General features: G+C 57.1%; 15 protein-coding genes. 3 read left to right on the forward strand and 12 right to left on the reverse strand.

What is annotated here, in order from left to right; all coding sequences use genetic code 11:
• Positions 1–10: 10 nt before the first annotated feature.
• The 6 genes from GUC32_RS13105 to GUC32_RS13130 all read right to left on the reverse strand — a co-directional run bounded on the left by GUC32_RS13105 (position 11) and on the right by GUC32_RS13130 (position 5,716).
• Complete coding sequence (locus GUC32_RS13105) at positions 11–1,510, reverse strand: sugar ABC transporter ATP-binding protein (RefSeq protein ID WP_046898951.1); 1,500 nt, start codon at positions 1,508–1,510, stop codon at positions 11–13.
• Between the two features lie 9 nt (positions 1,511–1,519).
• Positions 1,520–2,137 (reverse strand): DUF2291 family protein, encoded by a 618-nt coding sequence (locus GUC32_RS13110; protein ID WP_049295736.1) that lies wholly within the window; start codon positions 2,135–2,137, stop codon positions 1,520–1,522.
• 64 nt (positions 2,138–2,201) lie between these two features.
• Positions 2,202–3,131, reverse strand: coding sequence for a D-ribose ABC transporter substrate-binding protein (locus tag GUC32_RS13115; RefSeq protein WP_369435267.1), 930 nt, complete (start codon positions 3,129–3,131; stop codon positions 2,202–2,204).
• Between the two features lie 63 nt (positions 3,132–3,194).
• Entirely contained in the window at positions 3,195–3,995 is an 801-nt protein-coding gene (locus GUC32_RS13120) for a GolD/DthD family dehydrogenase (protein WP_025303031.1), read from the reverse strand.
• A 9-nt stretch (positions 3,996–4,004) separates the two neighbouring features.
• Complete coding sequence (locus tag GUC32_RS13125) at positions 4,005–4,910, reverse strand: transketolase family protein (protein ID WP_025303032.1); 906 nt, start codon at positions 4,908–4,910, stop codon at positions 4,005–4,007.
• Positions 4,911–4,912: 2 nt separating this feature from the next.
• Positions 4,913–5,716 (reverse strand): transketolase, encoded by an 804-nt coding sequence (locus GUC32_RS13130; RefSeq protein WP_369435778.1) that lies wholly within the window; start codon positions 5,714–5,716, stop codon positions 4,913–4,915.
• A 387-nt stretch (positions 5,717–6,103) separates the two neighbouring features.
• On the opposite strand from GUC32_RS13130, the gene GUC32_RS13135 reads away from it, so the two are divergent.
• Entirely contained in the window at positions 6,104–6,898 is a 795-nt protein-coding gene (locus GUC32_RS13135; RefSeq protein ID WP_025303034.1) for a DeoR/GlpR family DNA-binding transcription regulator, read from the forward strand.
• Positions 6,899–6,920: 22 nt separating this feature from the next.
• On the opposite strand, the gene pgpB is transcribed toward GUC32_RS13135, so the two are convergent.
• Positions 6,921–7,682, reverse strand: coding sequence for a phosphatidylglycerophosphatase B (gene pgpB / locus GUC32_RS13140; protein ID WP_369435268.1), 762 nt, complete (start codon positions 7,680–7,682; stop codon positions 6,921–6,923).
• 279 nt (positions 7,683–7,961) lie between these two features.
• Between pgpB and ribA the strand changes: the two genes are divergently transcribed.
• Positions 7,962–8,555, forward strand: a complete 594-nt coding sequence (gene ribA, locus GUC32_RS13145; RefSeq protein WP_025303036.1) for a GTP cyclohydrolase II — start codon at positions 7,962–7,964, stop codon at positions 8,553–8,555.
• Between the two features lie 56 nt (positions 8,556–8,611).
• Here ribA and acnA read toward each other — a convergent pair whose 3' ends face one another.
• The 5 genes from acnA to topA all read right to left on the reverse strand — a co-directional run bounded on the left by acnA (position 8,612) and on the right by topA (position 18,491).
• The gene (acnA, locus tag GUC32_RS13150; RefSeq protein WP_176325830.1) at positions 8,612–11,284 is read right to left on the reverse strand and encodes an aconitate hydratase AcnA; all 2,673 of its coding nucleotides are present in this window, start codon (positions 11,282–11,284) and stop codon (positions 8,612–8,614) included.
• A gap of 218 nt (positions 11,285–11,502) precedes the next feature.
• Positions 11,503–11,898, reverse strand: coding sequence for a hypothetical protein (locus GUC32_RS13155; protein WP_043142513.1), 396 nt, complete (start codon positions 11,896–11,898; stop codon positions 11,503–11,505).
• 17 nt (positions 11,899–11,915) lie between these two features.
• On the reverse strand, positions 11,916–14,225 hold the full coding sequence (locus GUC32_RS13160) for a type VI secretion system Vgr family protein (protein WP_197822941.1): 2,310 nt from the start codon (positions 14,223–14,225) through the stop codon (positions 11,916–11,918).
• Between the two features lie 333 nt (positions 14,226–14,558).
• Positions 14,559–15,533, reverse strand: a complete 975-nt coding sequence (gene cysB / locus GUC32_RS13165; RefSeq protein WP_004930690.1) for an HTH-type transcriptional regulator CysB — start codon at positions 15,531–15,533, stop codon at positions 14,559–14,561.
• Positions 15,534–15,893: 360 nt separating this feature from the next.
• Positions 15,894–18,491, reverse strand: coding sequence for a type I DNA topoisomerase (topA, locus tag GUC32_RS13170; RefSeq protein ID WP_004930691.1), 2,598 nt, complete (start codon positions 18,489–18,491; stop codon positions 15,894–15,896).
• 427 nt (positions 18,492–18,918) lie between these two features.
• Between topA and GUC32_RS13175 the strand changes: the two genes are divergently transcribed.
• Entirely contained in the window at positions 18,919–19,170 is a 252-nt protein-coding gene (locus tag GUC32_RS13175) for a YciN family protein (protein WP_033650243.1), read from the forward strand.
• Positions 19,171–19,178 lie beyond the last annotated feature (8 nt).

The raw sequence follows: 19,178 nt of genomic DNA on the forward strand, positions 1-19,178 counted from the left end.
TGCCTTATCCTTATGCATGAGGGGTTGAGGCGCGGATCAGCGTTTCGCGATCGGCCCGTTCACGCGGCAGATCGGCCGTCAGCTGCCCGTCCGCCATCACCATCACCCGGTCGGCCAGTGAGACCACCTCATCCAGCTCCGATGAAGAGAACATCACCGCCAACCCCTGGCGCGCCATCGCGCCAATCAGGTGGTAAACGTCCGTTTTGGCACCGACGTCAATTCCGCGCGTCGGCTCATCAAGAAACACCACCTGCGGCCCGGTCAGCAGCGCCTTGCCCAACACCACTTTCTGCTGATTGCCGCCGCTCAGGCTGGTAATTGGCAGCTCCCGGTCACTGACCTTGATCGCCAGTTTTTCGATCATGCCATCGACCAACGTACACTCCCCGGCCGACGCCAACGGCCGTAGCGCATTACGTCCCAGGCTGGCCAGGGTCATGTTGGCCTTGATCGACATCATCTGCACCAACCCCTCCGCCTGCCTGTCTTCCGGCACCAGCGCCATGCCCAACGCCATGCGTTGACGGAATCCCAGCCGCTCCACGCTTTTGCCATTGAGCAAAATGCGACCTGCCGTCTGGCGCATCACGCCGTTGAGCACTTTGAACAGTTCGGTACGGCCGGCCCCCAGCAGGCCATAAATGCCGATCACTTCCCCTTTGCGCAGTGAAAAACTGACGTCGTTAAGGCAATAGCCGCCGTTTTCACGCGGCAGCGTCAGCTGTTCGACCTTCAACACTTCATCCCCTTGTTCTGCCGCGCAATAATCAAAGTGCTTGCTCTTTTCCCCCACCATCTTTTCGATGATCCACGGAATGCTGACGTTACTGACCGGTTCGGCGGCAACAAAACGCCCGTCGCGAAACACCGTGATGCGATCGCCAATCTCCATCAGCTCTTCCAGTCGGTGAGAAATGTAGATGATGGTGACGCCGCGTTTTTTCAGATCGGCGATCACCCGAAACAGCGTGCGCACTTCGGCCTGACTCAGCGCCGACGTCGGCTCATCCATGATCAGCACCCGGGTGTCCTTCGCCAGGGCACGGGCAATTTCAACCAGCTGCTGATGACCGATACCGAGGCTGCCCAACGGCGTATGCGGATCGATATCCAACTCCAGCCGCTGCAGCAAGGATTTGGCCAGCTGATACTGATAGTCCACATTGATACGGCCGCGCTGGAAGAACTCGTTGGCCATAAAAATGTTGTCCATGACCGACATGTTGGGGAACAGGTTCAGCTCCTGAAAAATAATGCTGATCCCGAGCCGCTCCGCCTGCTGCGTGGAGGTTAACGTCACCGCTTTCCCCTCCAGCTCGATAGTGCCGGAGGACGGGGTTTCCACCCCCGCCAGCAGCTTCATCATGGTCGACTTGCCGGCGCCATTCTCGCCGATCAGCACGTTGACCTGGTTGCGAAACACTTGATAACTCACGCTATCCAACGCGGTGACGCCCGGATAGAGACGCGAAACGTTGCGCGTTTGAATAATGATCGGATCGCTCATCACGCCCCCTTAAGGTTGAATGCGCACCGGCGTGATCAACAGCGGCTCGGCAGGTGCCTGCCAGCTGCTGAATACGCCATACACGGTAATGTGGTCACCCACCTTGGGCTGGGATCCGGTCAGTTCGTCGATCGAAGCCTGGTTAATCGCCCTGGCAAAATCGCCGAACAGCGCTTGGTCATTGAAATCGCTGTAGCTCAGGCCGCGATAGCTGTCGCGTAACGCCGTACCGCGGTAGACCGGCCCGATCTGCACCTCCACGCTGCTGAGCGGCGCATCGGTCAGTGCGAGCGTTAATTTTCCGCTGCGCGAGCGGGTGTTGACCGCCGCAACTTCACCGCTGACCTTAACGTTGAAGTAACAAGGAAACTCCGGTTGAGCACGGTACCCCAGCAGGCCGCAAGCGCTGTCAAAATCCTTGGCCTGGGCGATCCGGGCGATCAGCTCGCCCAGCGGCTGCGCCGTTTTGACCACTTGCGGGGCGATTTTGCTGCGGTAAATCTCCGCTGCCTGCGCCACATGTGGATTCACCGGGGAGCGAAGCTCCGCCAGCTTTTTCTCCGAGACGATACGGCAACCGCTCAACGCCAGGACGACGATGAGGGTCAACGCAATGCGCATCGACATAACAACACCTCCGATCGCACCCCGCCGCCAGGACGGGGTGGTGAAAGACGCCGCTCAGCGCGGGTTACGGTTTGAAGTTGAAGTCACTGACCCGTTGCGCATTGTCTTTGCCGATCAGGATGCCGCGGAACATCACGCGTTCCTTGCCGGTATAGCTGCCGGATTGGAAATAGCCGTCGAGGATTTCAACGCCCTGCGCAGCGATAGCCTGCGCCTGCAACATCACGCTGGCGTAGAGGTTGCCGTTGAGAATGGCGTCACGTTCATCGTTGCTGCCGTCGATGCCCACCACGGTGACATCCTGCCGGCCAGCTTTCAGCGCCGCCACTGCGCCCAGCGCCACCGGTCCGTTGCCGCAGATCACACCTTTGATGTCCGGATGCGCCTGCAAAATGCTGTCCATGATGCGTTTCCCCTCCAGCAGATTACCCTTGGCATCCTGACGCGCCACGCTGACCATCTCAGGATATTGGTCGATCACGTTGTGGAACGACTGCGAACGCGTAACGCAGTTATTGTCCGCCAGGTTGCAGGTCAGCTCGGCGTATTTGCCGGTTTCCCCCATTTTTTCCACAAACTGGTTGGCGACGTCCGAGCCGGCCTGGAAGTTGTTATGGGTGATCTGCGCCAACGCCACGCCATCGACCGGGATCTCGCGGTTGATCAGCACCACTGGAATGCCGGCGTTTTTCGCCTGCTGTACGGCGGCGACGCTGGCCTGGGAATCGGCGTTATCCAAAATGATGCCCTGAACCTTACGGCCGATAACCAGGCTGATGAGCTCTCCCTGGCGCTTAACGTCTTCGCCGTGCGACAGCACCAGCGTCTGATAGCCGAGAGACTTGGCTTTGGCCTCGGCCCCCTTGGCTTCCGCGGAGTAATAAGGGTTGTCCAATGAGTTGACGAGGATGGCGATCGTGCCCTTTTCCGCCGCCATGGCAGAGGTGAAGGCAAAACCGGTGAGCAGGGTGAGGTAAGTGGCTATTTTTCTCATGATGGTGTTCTCTTATCGTTGTGTTGAACATCGTCTGGTGTTGGCGATCGCTGCGGTTGCCGCTTACCAAATGGTAAAACCGCCGTCGATCATCAGGTCCGCGCCGGTAATCATGTCGCTGCCGTTGCTGGCAAAAAACAGGATCGCCGCCGCGATTTCATCGGTATAAGCAAAACGCCCCAGTGGGATCAGCTTTTTCATCGCCTCGCCCTTTTCGCCTCGCCAGGCTTTCTCTCCCATAGGCGTCAGCACCACGGTGGGCGATAACGTATTGACGGTGATGCCGTGCGGCGCCCACTCTTTGGCCATCACCTTGGTCATGCCTAGTAGCCCCGCCTTGGCGGAGGTGTAAGCACAGTGATCGTCAATGGCGATGGAAGCCGCCTGCGACGCGATGTTGATGATTTTCCCGCCGTGGCCGGCGGTTATCGCGCGGCGCGCCAGTTCTTGTGAGCATAGGAAAGGCCCGGTGAGATTGACCGCCAGATGGCGCTGCCACTCCTCGAGCGTGACTTCTGTCGCCGGCTGCAAATTAACGTAGCCGGCGCAGTTGACCAGGATATCGAGCCGGCCAAAGCGCCGCTCAGCCGCGTTGAAGGCGGCAGCCACCGAGTCGGGTTCGGTCACGTCGCACACCTGACAGAACACCTGTTCATCGCCCAACTCTCGCAGCGCTGCCGCGGCCTTGTCTTGTTCAAAGGCCGGATACATCAACACCAGGCGCGCGCCCTTTTCCAACAGCAGGCGATTGGCTGCCATCGCGATGCCGCCCAAACCGCCGGTGATTACCGCAACCTTCCCTGCCAGCGACATCCGGCTATCGACACCGTAGCGTAAATTAACGTCGTATTCGTTCCGCTCCATCGCATCCCCCTATTGCGTTAACTGTGCGTGCAATCCTGCCGTATCTATGGCGTATTGCCGCCGCAGCGCCGCCCGGCTGCTGCTGTGGGTAAATTCGTAAGCCGGCACGCCCAGCGCGGTAAACGGCCGCGGCAGTTGATGCCGCAGCAACAATTCACCGATGATGGTGCCTAAACCACCGCTGAGCGCATGCTCCTCCATAGTCAGCACCTGGCGGTGCGAGCGCATCAACGCCACCACCGCCTCCTCATTGAGCGGCCAGAGCGAAGGGAGAGAGACAATGGTCGGGTTATCGCCCAATGCCAGCACCTTCATCGCCTCATGAGCCACCGTGCCCAAACAGAACACCAGGTTATCTTCCCCCTGGTGCAACACCTCCGGCTCTCCCGGACGGAATTGGTAATCCGCGTTCAACACCGGCAGCTTGTCACTGTCCATACGGATATAGGCCGGACCGGGTTGCGCGATGACATGACGGACAATCTCTGCCGCTTGCCTTGCATCCGCCGGCGCATAGACGCTGAGATTGCCCAACGTACGGGCGATGGCGATATCGTTCATGCAGTGGTGCGTCGCGCCCAGTGGCCCGTAACCAAATCCGGCATTCAGGCCAAGCATTTTCACGTTGGTCTCCGTGTAGCAAACATCGTTTTTCATCTGTTCGTTTGAACGAGCGAACAGGAAAGGTGCCGCGTTGGCGGTAAAGACCGTACGGCCGCTGAGCGCCATGCCGGCAGCCATGCCAACCATGTTCTGTTCGGCGATACCGACGTTCACTACCCGCTCCGGATAAGCCTGCTCAAAGGGCGCGATTTTTGACGTGGACGTGGAATCCGCCACCATCACGCTCAGATCCGCACCCGCCCGTTGCTGTTCGATCAACACCGTCACAACGGCATCGCGTAAATCCTGCATGTTTACCCCTCCAGTTCCGCCAGCGCCTGCGCCAGCTGTTGTTCGTCCGGTACCGCGTGATGCCAGGCGGCAACGTTAGCCATAAACGACACACCGCGCCCCTTTTCGGTATTGGCCAAAATCACTCGCGGCTTGTCCTGGCTCGGGCGTTGGATCGCCGCCACCAGCGCCGCCGGATCGTGGCCGTCACATTCCAGAGTTTCAAAGCCGAAAGCGCGCCATTTTTCCGCCAACGGTTCCAGCGGCATGATGGCCTCTGTCTTTCCCGCCAGTTGCAGCCGGTTGCGATCGACGATGGCAATCAGGTTATCCAGCTTAAATTTGCTGGCCGCCATCGCCGCCTCCCAATTGGAACCCTCTGCCAGTTCGCCGTCGCCCAGCAGTACGAAAGCGCGGCGATGCGCACGCCCCGCCAGCTTGTTGCCCAGCGCCAGCCCCACGGCGATCGGCAGCCCATGCCCCAAACCGCCAGAGTTGATCTCCACCAGCTCCGGCAGCTTCTGCCGCACCGGATGCCCGGCCAACAAGGTGTCGTCGCCCATGAACTGATCGAGCACCGCTGGATCCAGCAAGCCCATCGCCGCGCAACTGCAATAGAAACCGCCGGCGCCATGCCCTTTAGACAAAATGAACCGATCCTGATCGGGCCGGGCATTGCTGCGATCCATCACCGCCATATACAAGGTGCAGATGATGTCGATCTCCGACAGATCGGCGCCGGTATGACCCTTGCCTGCCTTATGGTTCATGGTCACCACATATCGGCGCGCCTGGCGTGCCGTGTTTTTAATCGCCTGAAAGTCCATCGTCACCTCTGCATAAGCGCCCTGATTATCGTTATCGCATCGAAATTGATCCGTTAACTCATCATTGATTTTCGAATGGAAATCATATGCAGCAAAAACGATAATTAATGTGGGCAAGATCAAATTTCAAGCAAAAGCGCTTGCCAGACAATCACAGAGTCGATTAAACCCCATATATAACAATATGATAAAAACAAATAAGCGAATTTAATTTAGTTTTATCGTTGATTTCATTGAATGCCAGTTACTTTCGAACAAAAATCAATGCAGTTTATCCGTGGCTTTATCAATAATCGCGAGCTAAAATTCAACGCATCAATAAGGAGTTGCCGTAGCAAACCGCGCGGCGGGAACTGACAGGTACTGATAGGTGCAGGAGTCTTTCGATTGAAAAGCAAAAGCGAACAGCTGGCGGAAATGCAGCAACGGCGCGAAAAGATCCTCGACATGATCCGCGAAGACGGCTCGGCGACGGTCAAAATGCTTACCGATACCTTCAAGCTGACCGAGGCGACCATTCGTACCGATCTGCGCGTCCTGCAGCAGCAAGGCTATGTGCAGCGCTTCCACGGTGGTGCAACTCTGGTTGATGGCAAGCAAAATACTCATGCCATGCTGCTGGAACGCCAGGTTAACCTGACCGCCAAAGATCGCATCGGCAAGCTCGCCGCCGGTTTTATCGAGCCCGGCGACACCATCATTCTTGATTCGGGCACCACCACCACGGCTATCGCCAATCACCTGAATCACATAAAGAAACTGTCCGTTATCACCACCGGCGTCAATATTGCACTGCAGCTGGGCGGCGAACCGGGTGTGAATATTTTGCTGACCGGGGGCTCATTCAAATTCCCCACGCTCTCCACCTCCGGGGACAAAGCCGCCAGCTTCTTCGAAAACGTGCTGGCGCAAAAGCTGTTCCTCGCGACGGCCTGCATCTCGCCCCGCCACGGGCTCAGTTTCCCAAGCGAAACCGACATCAAACTGAAAATGGCGATGATCAATGCAGCCAACACGGTGTATGTGGTGGCCGACTCAAGCAAGATCGATAAGGTTTCAATGTTTGCGCTGCCTTGTGACTGGCAGCATATCGACTATTTGATTACCGACAACGGAATTGGCGATTCCGCACTGCAGGCATTTGAAAAGGTAGGCGTTAAGGTCTTGGTGGCAGGCGCCTGAACGGCGCCTGTGAAAGAAGTGATTATTCCGGCTTGCGCGCCGCGATTTCCTGCTGCTCTTGCGGCGGCGGCGTCAGCGGACCGAACCAACGCTGCGCCAGCCAGCAGGTGATCACCACCAGCAACCAACTGATCAACGTGGCCATTGCCAGATCGCGCGGCCAGTGCATACCCAGTAGCAGACGGCTGCCCATCACACCCGTTGCCCACACCATCAGCAGCGCGACAGTTTTATAATGGCGGCGCGGCCACAGCAGCCCTACGCCCAACAGTGCCCAGGTGGCGGCGAACATGGTGTGCCCGGACGGAAAAGCAAAGCCGGTTTCAAACTGCCAGTGCTTGCGCAGCCAGTTCGGCACCAGCGTCTGATCTTGCAACTGCTCGCGCACCAGCGCGCTGCGCTCTTTGCGCTGCAGCGAGTAGAAATACTTGCCGTCCACGCCGTGAGTTTGCTCCAACCACACCACGAAAGGACGCGGTTCTTGCACCCGATCCTTGATCAACGACTTCACGCCCTGCCCAATCAACAGCGCGGTGAAAAGCAGCATCGCCAGACCGATCGCCGGCTTCAGCCGAAAGCGCAGGCACCACAAAAACCAACCGCAAAGGATCGCGCTGGTCAGAATGCCCCACGGCGAGGTCACGGTTTCGGTCACCCAGTACAGCGCTTTGAGCAGCCGATCATTGCCGCCGGGCTGCCAGTGCCAGCCGGATGCCCATACTACCAGCGGCATCAACAGCAGCAGCAGCGCGCCGCCCGCCGTACGTTTCGCTATCTCATACATTCCCGTTTTCCTCTGCGTGAATCAGTCCGCAGTGTAACAAGAGTGCAATATTGATAACACGCGAAAAATTAAACAGATAGGCAACCTATCGCAATAATAGGTGGTCAGAAAACGCCATCTGCTGGTTTGCTGAGCACCGCCCGGCAAGAAGTTGTGGCAAAATAGCCGATAATTAACGAAATAGAGATCGGCGTAGCACGTTTTAGTCTTGGTCAATTCACTGAACCGGACTTAGGATGCGCGACAATGATTGAATCGTAGGTTTTTGTGGAGAATGACATGCAGCTTAAACGGGTGGCAGAGGCTAAACTGCCGACACCTTGGGGCGATTTCCTGATGGTAGGATTCGAAGAACTGGCGACCGGGCATGACCATCTGGCACTGGTATTCGGTGATATTTCCGGCGAAGTGCCGGTACTCGCACGCGTGCATTCCGAATGTCTGACCGGTGACGCCTTATTCAGCCTGCGCTGCGACTGCGGTTTTCAACTCGAAGCCGCACTGGAACAGATCGCCGAAGAAGGCCGCGGCATCCTGCTTTATCATCGCCAGGAGGGCCGCAATATCGGCCTGTTGAACAAGATCCGCGCCTACGCCCTGCAGGATAAGGGCGCAGACACCGTGGAAGCTAACCATCAGCTCGGCTTCGCCGCCGACGAGCGCGACTTCACCCTGTGCGCCGATATGTTCAAACTGCTGGGCGTCGACGCGGTGCGTTTGCTGACCAACAACCCGAAAAAGGTCGAGATCCTGACCGAAGCCGGTATCAATATCAGCGAGCGCGTGCCGCTGATCGTCGGCCGCAATCCGAAGAACGAACGCTATCTGGCCACCAAGGCCGCCAAAATGGGCCATTTGCTCGACCAGAAGTGATCGCTACCGCGGTGGAAACAATCAGGGCGCCTCGCGGCGCCCTTTTTATTGCTTAATTACAGCATTTTCCTGATCACATAGTGCAGGATACCGTCGTTTTCGTAGTAGGTCAGCTCATTGCCGGTATCGATGCGGCAACGGGTGTCGACCACTTCCTTGCGCCCGTCGGCATAGGTGATATGCACCGGCACCGTCTGGCCCGGCTGCAGCTGCTGCAGGCCACCAACGCTGATCTGCTCATCCCCGGTCAGCCCCAGCGTTTTGCGAGTCACCCCCTGCGGGAACTCCAGCGGCAAAATCCCCATGCCAATCAGGTTGGAGCGGTGAATGCGCTCGAAGGATTCGGCTATCACCACCCGCACGCCCAGCAGGCGCGGCCCCTTCGCCGCCCAGTCGCGACTGGAGCCGGAACCGTACTCTTTACCGGCGATCACCGCCAGCGGCACTTTCTCCTGCTGGTACTGCATGGCGGCGTCGTAGATAGACAGCTGCTGTTGCGACGGAATATGGCGGGTATAGCCGCCTTCGACGCCCGGCACCATTTCGTTGCGAATGCGGATGTTGGCGAAGGTGCCGCGCATCATCACTTCGTGGTTGCCGCGGCGTGAACCGTAGGAGTTAAAATCCTGCGGCGCCACGCCGTGCTCGCTCAGATAACGCCCCGCCGGGCTGTCGCGCTTGATGTTACCCGCCGGCGAGATGTGGTCGGTGGTCACCGAGTCGGCCAGAATCGCCAGAATGCGCGCGTCCTTGATGTCCTGCACCGGATCCGGCTTCACCTTCATGGTGCTGAAGAACGGAGGATGGCGGATATAGGTAGAATCCTCCTGCCATTGATAGGTCGCCGAACCGGTCACCTGGATCGCCTGCCAGTTGGCGTCGCCGTCGAACACTTCACCATATTCCTTGTGGAACATCTCGGTGCGCACTTCTTCCACCGCCTGAGCGATGTCCTGGCTGCTCGGCCAGATGTCCTTCAAATAGACCGGCTGGCCGTCATTACCCTCGCCCAGCGGCTCTTTGGTCAGATCGATCTTCATGCTGCCCGCCAGCGCATAAGCCACTACCAGCGGCGGCGAGGCCAGCCAGTTGGTTTTCACCAGCGGGTGGATGCGCCCTTCGAAGTTACGGTTGCCCGACAGCACCGCGCCCACGGTCAGATCGCCCTCTTTGATCGCCTGCTCGATGGGATCCGGCAGCGGCCCGGAGTTGCCGATACAGGTGGTACAGCCATATCCCACCAGGTTGAACCCCAGTTCTTCCAGATAGGCGGTGAGTTTGGCACTGTCAAAGTAGTCGGTCACCACTTTGGAACCCGGCGCCAGCGAGGTTTTTACCCAGGGTTTGCTGCGTAGCCCTTTCTTGACGGCGTTTTTCGCCAGCAGGCCGGCCGCCATCATGACGCTCGGGTTGGAGGTGTTGGTGCAAGAGGTGATCGCCGCGATCACTACCGCGCCGTCGCGCAGTTCGTGCTGCTGCCCGTCCAGCGTAAAGGTTTTGCTGTCTGTCTTGGCCTTGTGTCCCCCGATATCCAGCTCGGTGGCGGCCTTGAACGCCTGCGGCACATTCGGCAGCGCAACGCGATCCTGCGGGCGCTTTGGCCCGGCGAGGCTGGCTTCCACGGTTGACATGTCCAGCGCCAGCGAGCTGGTGAAGACCGGTTCATCACCCGGGTTGCGCCACATGCCCTGCGCTTTGGCGTAGGCTTCCACCAGCGCGATTTGTTCGGCGCTGCGGCCGCTGAGCTTCATATAGCCGAGCGTAACGTCATCCACCGGGAAGAAACCGCAGGTGGCGCCGAACTCCGGCGACATATTGGCGATGGTTGCCCGGTCCGCCAGCGGCAGATCGGCCAGCCCATCGCCGTAAAACTCGACGAACTTGCCGACCACGCCATGCTTACGCAGCATTTGAGTCACCGTCAGCACCAGGTCGGTGGCGGTAATGCCCTCACGGAGCTTGCCGGTCAGCTTAAAGCCGACCACGTCCGGGATCAGCATCGACACCGGCTGGCCCAGCATCGCCGCTTCCGCTTCGATACCGCCGACGCCCCAGCCGAGAATGCCCAGGCCGTTGATCATGGTGGTGTGGGAATCGGTGCCCACCAGCGTATCCGGATAAGCCACGCGGCGGCCGCTTTCGTCGCTGTGCCAGACCGTTTGGCCGAGGTATTCGAGGTTGACCTGGTGGCAGATGCCGGTGCCCGGTGGCACCACGCGGAAGCGGTTGAAGGCTTTCTGCCCCCAGCGCAGGAAGGTGTAGCGCTCGTGGTTGCGCTGCATTTCGATACGCACGTTGTCTTCGAAGGCGTTATCGTCGCCAAATTCATCGACGGTAACCGAGTGGTCAATCACCAGATCCACCGGCGACAGCGGATTCACCTGGTCGACGTTGCCGCCCAGTCGCCGTACCGCTTCGCGCATCGCGGCCAGATCTACCACCGCCGGAACGCCGGTAAAATCCTGCATCAGCACGCGCGCCGGACGATAGGCGATCTCACGGTCAGCATGGCCGGTTTGCAGCCAGGCGACGATGGCCTTGAGGTCGTCAACCTGCACGGTATCGCCATCCACATGGCGCAGCAGGTTCTCCAACAGCACTTTCATTGATTTCGGCAACCGGTCGATATCACCCAGCTGCTTCGCCGCCAGCGGCAGACTGTAGTAGTAATATTCGCTATTCAGCGCAACCAGCTTATCCAGACTTGTTTCACGAAGATCGGACGACATAGCTCCTCCATTTCTTATTGTGACTAAAACAGGGTAATCAGTGAGGTCTTGTTTAAAGATACCACAAAGATAAGTTAACGTTTTGATAACAACACGATTTGATCACAACGATAGGTGGGAACAATCAGCGGAAAGGAAGTGCGAGCCCAGCCAAGGGGTTAAGCAATACGCCAACAAAAACGCCGCAACGATGCGGCGCTTTGGCAGGGAAAGGTTAGCTACAACAGCTCAGCGGGGAAATCCATCTCCACAACCGCCAGCTGATTCTTACGCCCCTTCTTTACCTTGATGTCCATCCCTTTGCGCAGTAGATGCATCTGGCCTGGTTGAACCAGGGCCTTGGCAGTGTGGAGTCGGGTGTCGCCCGGGAGATAAAAATCAACGTCAAAGAAAAAGTCATTGCCATATCGAGTGTTGGTTTGCCGACAGGATTCGAGGTGTGAGGCGATAATTTCACCTTGCCAGCTGTCCTTGTTGAGATAGTTTTTAACTGCAGACATCTCGGTCGAGTTACCGCCGTTATTTTTAAAAATACAGTAAAAGAAAATGCCCATCACGACAGGGGTGGCGATCCCCGCATACAGGAAGTATTTCGACATATCAGCCAGAGACATAAGCGTGCTGCTCCATTTTATGTAATTATAAACAATGAGTTATTCGTTACATTCAGCGTTCTGTTGCTGATATTGGTCACCTCGACATTCACCACCACCCCGTTCGTTTCCGTTTTGAACGCCGTCTTTGAAAACTCTTTCAGCTTATAAGAATTGGATAGCCCCGTCAGGCCGTTGGACACGCCAACGATGCTGCTGGCTATCGCCGATGCCGATACGCTATTACCGGTAATGCTTTCACTGAAGGCAGTCACGGTCAGGCTGTGCAGCTTGGGATTGAACACGGACTCCGGCGCTTCGAGGCTGATCTTTTCGCCGCTGACAATTTTGATCTGATGCGGGCTGTAAATCGTAATGGTTCCCGCGTTGACGTTTTGCGTCCAGTCGCCGCTATTGATATTGGTGGTAACGCCGTCTTTGATCGTTTCGTTGACGCCGCCCTTGATCTCGCGGGTAACGCCCCCGGTGATGTCCTCTTTATGGCCGCCGGCGCCGATCGTAACGTCCCGCCCTTTATCCAGGGTCTCAGTCAGTTTGCCGGAGACATGGTGGCTTTCATTCCCGTCGATATCGCTGGTACGGTCGCCTTTGATCGTTACCTTGTCACCGCCGTCCTTAATGTCGAACGTCCGCCCTGCCTTGATCTCCGTAGCGACACCGCCATTAAAATAGCCGGTTTCTTTTTTATCCACCGTGGTGGTGCGCTGGCTCTTGTAATGGAAGGTGGCATTGCCCGTCACTTCGTCTTGCTGTTGCTTGAGGATAGTTGTCGACCGGTTACCGTCAATATTGACCTGCTGGTCATTTTCCACCGAAACCTTCATATCCTTTTCGGAGTGCAGTTCCACGGCCTCGCTGCCCACCTTATCTTCGAAAAACAGATAGCTGGCATTGTCCCGGCTTCCGTCCTTACTGCGAGTCATAAAGCCCATTTGCGTAGCCGCCGCCGGCAACACCCACGGTGGCATGCTCGCTTCATTGTAGACGCGCCCGGTGACAATCGGCCGATCCGGATCGCCATTGATAAAGTCCACCACCACTTCATCACCGACGCGCGGTATCTGTACCGAACCGAACCCTTGCCCCGCCCAGGCACTCGAGACCCTCACCCAGCACGAACTGGTATCATCCCCTTTGGCGCGGCGATCCCAGTGAAACTTCACTTTTATCCGGCCGTATTTGTCCGTCCAGATATTCTCGCCGACGGGCCCCACCACCTTGGCCGTTTGCGGGCCATAGGTGCGCGGCCACGGCGTCACCGTCAGCGGACGAAAGACGGTAGCAGCCGGGATAACCGTAAAGTCGATGCGATGAATCGTCTCTCCTTCTTCGCCGCTGGCGTAGCGGTTCTCGGAGAACGTATAATCGGCGGCCGTCGTCAGGTATTCGCCGTTATCGCTGAAAAACGGGGCGTTGATCAGGGTAAAGGTATAGCCCGGCGCGATTCCGATCGCCGTTGCTGTGCCATGTACCTGCTGATGTTCCACCTGCCAGCGTTCCTGGCGCACGCGTGCGTAGAATTCTCCATCGGCGTGCTCGACATAGCGGCCCGGCCAATCGTAGACGTCGATGCTGCCCGGCATCGGCGAGGCCGGGTTTTGGCGAGCCTGGAACAGCCAGGCGTTCGGTTTGCGAAAGTCATAGTCGTCCAAACCGTAAATGCCCGGCGTTACGCTGTCTTCCGGTGCCCATTGGCCGATGCCCTGCTCGAGGGTGCTGCCGCCAGACGGAGTCTGATGGTAAGGAATCGTCTCGTAGCCGCTAAACGGCTGATACTGCCCTGCCGCATCCGTCAGCACCAGCGTGTGGCGGCCCGCCTCATGGCGAAAATGGTAAACAATACCCTCCAGCTCCATGAGGCGGCTGATAAAATCGAGACTGCTCTCCTGATACTGAACACAGTAATCCCACACCCGATAGCGACCGGTGAGTTTATCCTCTACGTTAACCTGATATTCGCTGAGCAAAGCATGCACCGTTTGCGGCACCGTCTGGCCCTGGAAGATGCGCAGATTGCGATCCCGCTTCATCGGCCATAGATCCGATTCCACCGTCAGCGTATACACAGCATAACGCGTGCCACTTAATTCGACGGCACTGACGGCAACGCGGGTCACTTTGCCATTGATATGGCGATCCGCTGACAGCAGTCCCGTCGGTAGATTCACCGTGACCGGTTGCCCCAACAGCTCGCTGCGATTAATGCGGGCATCCCGTCCCAGCAAGGTCAGCGTAAGCGCAAACGGCTCGGACAAGGCCTCACGGCCCGCCAGCTTCCAAAAAAGCAGGCCCTCAACGGGCAATTGAACAGAGATACGGCTGGTCATGAGATAAGCGGCTCCGCTGGCAATTGGTTAGCATTACTTTAACTTCCGAGAGAAAAAAAACTCTTTGCCAGAACAAAAACACTTTGTTTTCAGATGATTCCTAACAAGGAAGACATAAGCTGTCTTAAGCCCGAATGGGCATTATTCAGAAACTTAGTGGAAATGACAGAGGGAGTCGGTCTGACGTTAAAGCGCCATTACGCGTTCCCCCAACCAAGATTGGATTAGCGCAGCTTGCGAATGGGGTGTGTTATGGCGCAGGGTTTTACGCATAAAAAACCCGGAGAGGCGCAGGCCTGTCCGGGTGTTGTTTGATGTCGTCAACGCTGGCGGCTATTTTATCGGCAGCTTGATGTCCTTGAACATCGCTTCAATCTCTTCGTTGGAACGCAACGCCACCGCGCTGTCGACCACGTCGCGCGTCAGGTGCGGCGCGAAGCGCTGAATAAAGTCGTACATGTAGCTGCGCAGGAAGGTGCTGCGGCGGAAGCCGATCTTGGTGGTACTGTAGGTGAAGATATCGCGCGCATCCACCGTCACCAGATCCGGATCCTGCACTGGATCCACCGCCATGCTGGCGATCACCCCCACCCCCAGTCCCAGACGCACATAGGTTTTGATCACGTCGGCGTCGGTGGCGGTAAAGACGATGCGCGGCGTCAGGCCGGCGCGGTTGAAGGCGGTGTCCAGCTCCGAGCGGCCGGTAAAGCCGAAGGTGTAAGTGACGATCGGGTAAGCCGCCAGTTCTTCAATGCTGATGCTGCTTTTGCCCGCCAAAGGATGATCGGGCTTCACCACCACCGCACGGTTCCAGTGGTAGCACGGCAGCATGATGAGATCGTCGTACAGGTGCAGCGCTTCGGTGGCGATGGCGAAATCGGCGGTGCCCTTGGAGACCGCTTCGGCGATCTGCGTCGGCGACCCCTGGTGCATGTGCAGCGAGACGCGCGGGTAACGCTCGATAAAGCCCTTAATCACGTTGGGCAAGGCGTAGCGAGCCTGCGTATGCGTGGTGGCGACGTACAGCGAGCCTTTGTCCGGGTAAGTGTGTTCACCGGCAACGGCTTTGATGGCGTCCACTTTGGACAATACTTCACGCGCGATGCGAATGATTTCCTGGCCGGCGGGGGTGACCTGGGTCAGGTGCTTGCCGCTACGGGCGAAAATCTGGATGCCCAGCTCATCTTCGAGCATGCGCACCTGTTTACTGATGCCGGGTTGCGAGGTATAGAGCCCTTCTGCCGTCGAGGAGACATTCAGGTTGTGGTTAACCACTTCCACAATGTAACGAAGCTGCTGCAATTTCATATCTTATACCATCCTAGGTTAAACACTGCGGCTTACCCGCAGCCAGGTATATCGGTGTCGCCCCGGTATGCTGAAACTCACAAGCCATAAACACCGTGTTCTACCCTGATGGTGAAGAAAGCGCCGTTGTTAATAAGCTTTAATAATAAAAAAACTTTTTATATAACCACTATACCACGTTGCAGCTTCAAGTATAGATCCGCGTCACACTATGATAACGATTATTTTGCATTGGTATCAACGTGAAACGACGGTAACGGAGGGATAAAAACAGCAAAGGATAGATCCGTTTGCCCCTTTTCACCAATAAAAAACCAGCCGCCAGGGCTGGTTTTTCATCTTACAGGCAGGACATCAGCCTTACTTCTTGCCTTCAACCCACTTGCCGTCCACGTAGAACGCAGACCAACCGGTCGCCTTGCCGTCTTTTTCAGAGGAGACGTACTGCTGCTTGGTTTTACGGCTGAAACGCACCAGCGTTTTATTGCCTTCGGCATCCGCGACCGGCGCATCGGCCAGATAACGCAGTTTCTCCGGCAGACGATCCTTGAAGCGAGCCAGCTCTTCCACCAGCGGCGCACGGGTTTCGCGCGATTTAGGGAAGGTATTGGCCGCCAGGAACACGCCGGCAGCGCCGTCACGCAGCACGAAATAGGCGTCGGACTTCTCGCACGGCAGCTCTGGCAACGGTACCGGATCTTCCTTCGGCGGCGCGACATCGCCGTTACGCAGGATCTTACGGGTGTTTTTGCAGTTCTCGTTGGTGCAGCCCATGTACTTGCCGAAGCGCCCCATTTTCAGGTGCATTTCCGAGCCGCATTTGTCGCACTCCACCACCGGGCCGTCATAGCCTTTCAGACGGAACTCGCCCTCTTCGATCTCATAACCGTCACACGCCGGGTTGTTACCGCAGACGTGCAGCTTACGCTGGTTGTCGATCAGATAGCTGTCCATCGCCGTACCGCATTTCTGGCAGCGGCGGCGTGCGCGCAGCGCGTTGGTTTCCGCGTCGTCGCCTTCGAGGATGTTGAGCACTTCCGCTTCAGGCACCAGGTTGATGGTGGTTTTGCAACGCTCCTTCGGCGGCAGCGCGTAGCCGGAACAGCCGAGGAACACACCGGTGCTGGCGGTACGGATGCCCATCTTGCGGCCGCAGGTCGGGCAGTCAATGCTGGTCATCACCATCTGGTTAGGCCGCATGCCGCCTTCTTCCGGATCCTTCTCCGCCGTTTCCAGCTGCTCGCTGAAGTCGACGAAGAATTCGTCCAACACCGCTTTCCACTCGGCCTGGTTGTTGGCGACCTCATCAAGGCCGTCTTCCATGCGCGCGGTGAAGTCATAGTTCATCAGCTCGCGGAAGTTCTCTTCCAGGCGATCGGTGACGATCTCGCCCATTTTCTCGGCATAGAAGCGGCGGCTTTCCACCCGCACATAACCGCGATCCTGAATGGTCGAGATGATGGAGGCGTAGGTGGACGGACGGCCGATACCGCGTTTTTCCAGCTCTTTCACCAGTGAGGCTTCGCTGTAGCGCGCCGGCGGCTTGGTGAAGTGCTGGCTTGGGATCAGTTTCTGCAGATCAAGTTCGCTGCCGATTTCGACGTATGGCAGAGTGCGATCTTCATCGCCCTTGCGCAGCGCCGGCATCACCTTGGTCCAGCCGTCAAAGCGCAGCGTACGGCCCTTGGCGCGCAGTTGATAATCGCCGGCTTTCACCGTCAGCGTGGTGGAATCGTATTGCGCCGGTGTCATCTGGCAGGCAACGAACTGGCGCCAGATCAGCTGATACAGCTTCTGCGCGTCCGCCTCCATGTCTTTCAACTGCTCGGCGAGCACGTTCACGTCCGAAGGACGGATCGCTTCGTGCGCTTCCTGCGAATTCTCTTTGCTGCTGTACTGATTCGGCGCCTTCGGCAGGTATTTGTCGCCGAAGTTGTCACCGATGTAGCCACGCACCATGTTGAGCGCATCCTGGCTCAGGTTGGTGGAATCGGTACGCATATAGGTGATGTGGCCGGCTTCATACAGCCGTTGCGCCATCATCATGGTTTTCTTCACGCCGAAGCTCAGGCGAGTGCTGGCGGCCTGTTGCAGCGTGGAGGTAATGAAAGGCGCGCCCGGCTTGCTGCTGGTCGGTTTATCTTCGCGATCCAGCACCGTGTAGCGGGCTTTTTCCAGCAGCTTGACCGCGGCGTGAGTCTGCTCGCGGTTGACCGGCTTGAACGGTTTGTCGTGCGCGTGAGTCACTTCCATCTGCAGCGCGGTTTCACCCTTCGCCAGCAGATCGGCATGCAGTTCCCAGTACTCTTCCGGCACGAACGCCTTGATGTCTCGTTCGCGCTCAACCACCAGACGCACCGCCACCGACTGCACGCGGCCGGCGGACAGGCCGCGGGCGATTTTCTTCCACAGCAGCGGCGAGACCATATAGCCCACCACGCGGTCCATAAACCGGCGTGCCTGCTGCGCGTTGACGCGGTCAATGTTCAGCTCGCCCGGCTGTTTGAACGCCTGTTGGATTGCGTTTTTGGTGATTTCGTTAAACACCACGCGGCTAAAGCGTTTGTCATCCCCACCGATCACTTCCCGCAGGTGCCAGGCGATGGCTTCCCCTTCGCGGTCAAGGTCGGTTGCGAGATAAATGTGGTCGGCGTTTTCCGCCAACGATTTTAACTCGGCGACCACTTTTTCTTTACCCGGCAGGATTTCATAATGCGCTTTCCAGCCGTGGTAAGGGTCGACGCCCATGCGATTTACCAGCGCCGCCTTCTCATCTTTTTTAACTTTTTTCTTGGCTTTGTCTTCGGTTGAGTCAGCGCTCTTTTTGCTGGCTGAGCCACTGGTCGGCAAATCACGGATATGACCGACGCTGGACTTCACCACGTAGTCACTTCCTAAATATTTATTAATAGTTTTGGCTTTTGCCGGGGACTCAACTATTACGAGAGCTTTACCCATATTTACCTTTACCTAATTTATTTCTTCTAAAAAGAAGTCTTTTATCTCGCCGTGCCGCGGCAATTCGTGTCTCTTTTTTTATATTGCGGCAGTCTGGCAAGAGATCAACAGATTTTTTTCTTTTGGTTGCCCAATTGCTCAACCTGAACGCAAGTTGTTGATCCTGCCTGCTATTCACCCATGCCCCAGAAGTATGGCTGTGTGAGTTTTATTCATGGCGTAAACAAAACCTTCCACCCGACGCCGCAAAATCCCACACTGTACCTGATAAAAAGCGTCACGCAACCTAATTAGCACGGAAAGGCAGATTTCGCCAACCGGCGGCCGCCCATGGCCATCCAGACGGCAAATAAACCTTAGTCGGTTTGCGGATAAAAGCGAACCGGCGTTAGAATATGCGCAGCGTTTTTTGTTTGGAGTCTAATAAATGCACAAGAATACTGCACCTATCGGCCGCGAGGCCCTACTGGCGGAAGCAAATAACATCATCCGCCAACACGAAGATTATCTGCACGGCATGATCGCCACCGACGTTGAACAAAAAAGCGGCGTTTTAGTTTTTCGAGGCGAATACTTTTTGGATGCCGACGGATTGCCCACCGCCAAAACCACCGCGGTATTTAATATGTTTAAACATTTGGCCCATCTGCTTTCGGAAAAATACCACCTGGTCGATTGAGTAAAGAA

This window comes from Serratia sp. NGAS9, from assembly GCF_009905295.1.
GTDB lineage: Bacteria > Pseudomonadota > Gammaproteobacteria > Enterobacterales > Enterobacteriaceae > Serratia > Serratia bockelmannii.